This window comes from Rhodoplanes roseus, assembly GCF_003258865.1.
Lineage (GTDB): Bacteria > Pseudomonadota > Alphaproteobacteria > Rhizobiales > Xanthobacteraceae > Rhodoplanes > Rhodoplanes roseus.
Genome location: NZ_NPEX01000554.1, coordinates 1 through 1477 on the forward strand (window position 1 = coordinate 1; position 1477 = coordinate 1477).

The following is a 1477-nucleotide window of genomic DNA, read 5'->3' on the forward strand; positions in this document are numbered from 1 at the left end:
CCTCGGGCTCGCCGCGGAGACGGCGTGGCTCGCGGTCGGCGTCCAGCCCGCGACCAAGGGGCTCGACCGCACCGTCCGGGCCCTCGCGGCCCGGCCGGAGGCGTGCCTGCTGGTCGCCGGCCTGTCGGCGACCGACAAGGCCGCCCGCGACGTGGTGCGGCTGGCCGAACGGTCGGGCGTCGCCGCGCGGGTGCGCTGGCTCGGCCATCGCGAAGACGTGCCTGCCGTGATGGCCGCGGCCGACCTGCTGGTCCATCCGGCCCGGCTCGACACCACCGGCACCGTCATCCTGGAGGCCGTGGTGAACGGCCTGCCCGTGATCGCCGCCGGCCTGTGCGGCTATGCCGAGCACGTCGCCGCGGCGGAGGCCGGCCTGGTGCTGCCCGAGCCGTTCGACGAAAAGGCTTTCGCGGCGGCGCTCGCCGCAGCGGCCGATCCGATCCGGCGTGCGGCATGGTCGGCGAACGGCGCCGCCTACGGCGCGCGCCCCGATCTCTATGCCGGGCTTGAAACGGCCGCGGAGCTGATCGTGTCGACGGCGGCCAAGGCCGGCGCCCTGCCGGCGCGCGACTGTGCCGAGGCTCAGGCGCTGGCCCGGCCGGTGACGTAGCGCCAGGCGAGCGTCGCGGCGCGCGCCGGGTGCAGCCGCAAGGCGTGCCACGCCAGCCGCGCGGCGCCGACGTCGCGGGCGAGCTCCGGCCGCTGCAACAGCACCGCGACGGCCCGCTGGGCGAGCTTGCGCTCGCGATGTGACAATGGGGTCGACGGCGCCAGCAGGGGGGCGAGGTCGAGCGGAGCGGTGGGCTCCGGCGCCGCCGGATCGGCCAGCGCCAGCACCCGATAGAGCTTGGCGTCGTCGGCGAAGAACGTCCGATCGCAGGCCGGGTCGAAAAAATCCGGGGGCCCCGCCAGCGCGGCGGCCGGATCGTCCGCACCGGCCCGTCGGGCGGCGGCGGCGCGCTGCGCCAGCCGCACCGAGAAGCACTGGCGAACCTCCTTGCGGGTCGACACGTTGGCGGCGTGCCAGCGATAGCGGATCAGCGGCTCCGGCAGGTTGGCGACCTCGGCCACCTCGGCCAGACGCAGCCACAGGTCGTAGTCCTCGGCCGCCTCGAAGGCGGCCCGGTAGCCGCCGAGGCGCCGCACCAGGTCGGTGCGCAGCATCAGCGAGGAATGGATGAACGGGTTCGTCCGCGCCAGCAGGGCGACCAGCGTCTCCGGATCCGCCTCCGGGGTGAGCTGCCCGATCGGGCGGCCGTCGGCGTCGATCTTCTCGGCCCAGGAGCCGAGCAGGCCCAGCGCCGGCCGCGCCTCCATCACGGCGAGCTGACGCGTGAGACGGCCCGGCGTCGCGACGTCGTCGGCGTCGAGCCGGGCCAGAAACGGTCCCGCGGCGGCCGCCAGCGCCGCATTGAGGGCCGCGACCAGGCCGCGGCGGTGGGTCTCGAGGATTCGCACCCGCGGGTCGCGGGCCGCC

The 1477-nt window shown here is 76.2% G+C and carries 2 protein-coding genes; one reads left to right on the forward strand and one right to left on the reverse strand.

Going from position 1 to position 1477, the window contains the following annotated elements:
- Positions 1-610 (forward strand): glycosyltransferase (locus CH341_RS31185; protein ID WP_146604708.1); only part of this gene is annotated, 610 nt, incomplete at its 5' end.
- On the opposite strand, the gene CH341_RS31190 is transcribed toward CH341_RS31185, so the two are convergent.
- Positions 583-1477, reverse strand: an 895-nt coding sequence (locus CH341_RS31190; protein ID WP_146604709.1) for a glycosyltransferase, incomplete at its 5' end; no start/stop codon positions are given. The genes CH341_RS31185 and CH341_RS31190 overlap by 28 nt on opposite strands.